This is a genomic window from Lishizhenia sp. (assembly GCF_057456495.1).
On the sequence record NZ_JBVCPV010000266.1, the window covers coordinates 1 to 3,033 of the forward strand.

Genomic DNA, 3,033 nt, shown 5'->3' on the forward strand with positions numbered 1-3,033 from the left:
GAGATTATAAGTTTGACAAGAAGAAATGTGCCTTGGTCACTTTCTTCATTCATACACAGCCTTTGAAAAGTCAAACAAGTACTTTCATCGATTTAAACCAATGAAAACTCTTGGACAAGAACAAATGCGGTCGTTGACCGCTTCTTTCCTATGCAAGCATTAATCCTTCCATTTGTATGTAACACCATGCACGGATTTATATAAAACTGGTTCCATTTGTTCAGGGCAATTTTCACAACTAAACCTGGGCGGAACACTTAGGTCACCACCATCAAAAAAATCTAATTCTTCTACCACTTCTATTGGTATCATTTCTTCTGCTCCGCAGCCTAGGCATCTGAACAATACCGATTTATTTTCCTTTAACTTGCTCATTTTTCTCGCTGCTTTTAATTTTGCCCGTCTCTTGTCTTTTACCTTTTTACTCATACCTTCTCCTCATTTGTACAATGGTTCAAAGCCCAACTTTCCTTTTATTATGTCGTGACTTTCCTTAAGTTCTTCTATTTCTTTTTTTACTTTTTCATAAGCTCTATCATGTATCAATTTTAAAACGCTTCCTATGCCTGGATATACCACATCACTTATTGTCATTTCTGTTTTACAATTTGGACACTTTAATGGATCATGGCCAAATGATAGTTGTATCCTTTTACGCCATGATTTGTATTTCTTTTGAATCTCTTTTATTTTATCATTCACCATTTTTATTACTTTACATTTATGCTTTCTTTTACCTGCATATATGCCATAGTAACGAATCATTTTAAATCCACTATTTGCGATATGAATGATAACACGTTTTATAAATTCAAATACACTTACTTTAATTTCTCTTCTTTCACCACTTTTATGATCATCATAAAAGTAAGTAACAGTTTTACCATCATAGTCTATTATTCTTGAATTTGCAATTGCAGGACGACCTGTATATCTACCTACATATTTCATGGCCGATCTGCTATCAGATATCTGCCGGTCTCCATATACATAAAAACCATCTTTATATGCAGCATACAATTTATTTTTTATATTTTTAAAGGCACGCTTTCCCTTTTTTATGGTCTTTTCTAAGGCTTTTAACAAACCTGTTTGCCAGCTTTTTCGCAGTCTTTCATAATGAAAGTAGTGACAATTTTTCCACTCTGTTATTTCTCCCATTGCCCCCTCTGTAACCAATAAGTGGACGTGAGGATTCCATTTTAAATCGCGACCAAAAGTATGTATTACAGATACAACACCAGGTGTATAATTTTCCTTTTTATTTATTTGATTAAAGTATCTTTTTAATACATCATAAGCTATTTGAGGAAGCAGACTTAAACGTTTTCTATCCTGTCTAAAATATATTCTTAATTCCTGAGGAACTGTAAATACCATATGTCTATGTTTAACCTTTATCAACGTATTAGACATTTTTTCAGCGCGCTCATCGACGTAAATTTTACCACACGAGCTACAAAATCTGCTTTTACACGTAAAGCCTAGCTTTTTTTCTACTCCACATTTGCTGCAACTATAAACAGTATGTCCTTTACTGATATCACCACAATTAATCATACGCGTTACGTCTTTTACTACATCTGGTCGTATTTTATCCTTATAAACTTCATAAAAAGCATCCCAATGATTAGAAAATATCTCTTTAATCATATGCCAAACCTCCTATGGAAATCTTTTACATTATTATTTTATCAAGTTTTTCCAATAGCTTCAACCCTATTTCTTATTGTCTAGGAAATGAAATTTCCTAGACAACAAGAAATGTGCCATTGGCACTTTCTTCATTCTTAAACAGCATAAGCAAAGTCATATCTGTACTTTCAACGATTATAGCGAATGAAAACGTAGAGTAGAAAACAGGTTTTGATTCAATCTCCACCTGCTCCCCCTCATCAAACCGTACATGAAGTTTTCCCTCATACGGCTTTCCGAGATTCTTCTTCCATCCGCTTTACGGCTAATACACAACCATTCTTTTCAAGCCCAATCTGTATAGAAGTTGACTTACAGTATAGTACTTGTAGGTCTTCCTCTTTCTATGCTTCATATTGTACCAAATAACAAGTCGATGTCTTATAAAACTGTCCAGCTTTCTAAGCATCCTAGTTGGTGATAGTTTGTAATAATTACGCCAGCCACTTATCTTTGGGTTTAGTATACTAATCATCGCTTTGGGTTCTTTATAGGTTGTAGATTTACTAGTAATCGCTCTAATCACTTCTTTTATCTGTTTGTACTTCTTTTTACATATCCATCTTTCAACAGCATAGTATTCTCTTCCGGATACAGTCTTTTGCTTGGTCTTTCTATGATGATAACCTAGGAAAATAAAACCTTCCTTACCGCCCCAAAGGTTTACAACCTTTGTCTTTTCAACACTCAGTTCTAAATCTAAGCGTCTCATGACTTCTCTGATGACTGCATAGCTATGTTCTACGTCCTTCTTGTTCTTGCAGATAATCACAAAATCATCTGCAAAGCGGACGAGCTTGCCTAAGTGACTATAATGTCTTTCCCATACTGTATCTAAGTAGTCTAAGTAGATGTTAGATAATAGCGGCGAGATCGCCGACCCTTGAGGACTACCCACTGTAGTGGCCATCTTTTTTCCCGCAATCATCACGCCAGCCTCTAGCCATTTCTTTATGAGTTTCAACACTCTTCTATCGTTAATTCTCTTCTCGACAAGTAGCATCAATTTATCGTGATTAATGTTATTGAAATAACCTTTGATGTCCGCGTCTAAAACATAATTACCCCTGTTATTACACGCTTTTCTTATCACTTCTAATGCCTGATGTTGATTCCGTTTGGGTCTGAAACCAAATGAGCTTCCTTTAAAATCCGCTTCAAATATTGGTTCCACAACTAGTTTCATGGCTGTTTGTACGATTCTATCTTTGACCGTTGGTATGCCGAGTGGCCTTGTCGAATCTTTTCCCTTTGGAATTTCTGTATACCTAACAGGCGGTGGATTATAACCACCTTTCAGTAGGTCAAGTCTTATTTCCTCTAGGACTTTACCAACAC

Annotated in this window: 3 protein-coding genes; all 3 read right to left on the minus strand. The window is 35.5% G+C overall.

All coding sequences use genetic code 11. The annotated features are described in order from the left end of the window. Positions 1-159: 159 nt before the first annotated feature. The gene (locus tag AC22ZQ_RS13805; protein ID WP_318959347.1) at positions 160-429 is read right to left on the minus strand and encodes a hypothetical protein; all 270 of its coding nucleotides are present in this window, start codon (positions 427-429) and stop codon (positions 160-162) included. A gap of 9 nt (positions 430-438) precedes the next feature. Continuing rightward, a complete protein-coding gene (locus AC22ZQ_RS13810) occupies positions 439-1,653 on the minus strand; it encodes an IS91 family transposase (protein ID WP_318959348.1) in 1,215 nt (404 codons plus the stop codon). Positions 1,654-1,960: 307 nt separating this feature from the next. Then, positions 1,961-3,033, minus strand: a 1,073-nt coding sequence (gene ltrA / locus AC22ZQ_RS13815; RefSeq protein WP_318959349.1) for a group II intron reverse transcriptase/maturase, incomplete at its 5' end; no start/stop codon positions are given.

Bases quoted from the DNA above. Each gene is read 5' to 3' on its own strand.
- AC22ZQ_RS13805 (WP_318959347.1), bottom strand. From the start codon at position 429: ATGAGTAAAAAGGTAAAAGACAAGAGACGGGCAAAATTAAAAGCAGCG.
- AC22ZQ_RS13810 (WP_318959348.1), bottom strand. From the start codon at position 1,653: ATGATTAAAGAGATATTTTCTAATCATTGGGATGCTTTTTATGAAGTT.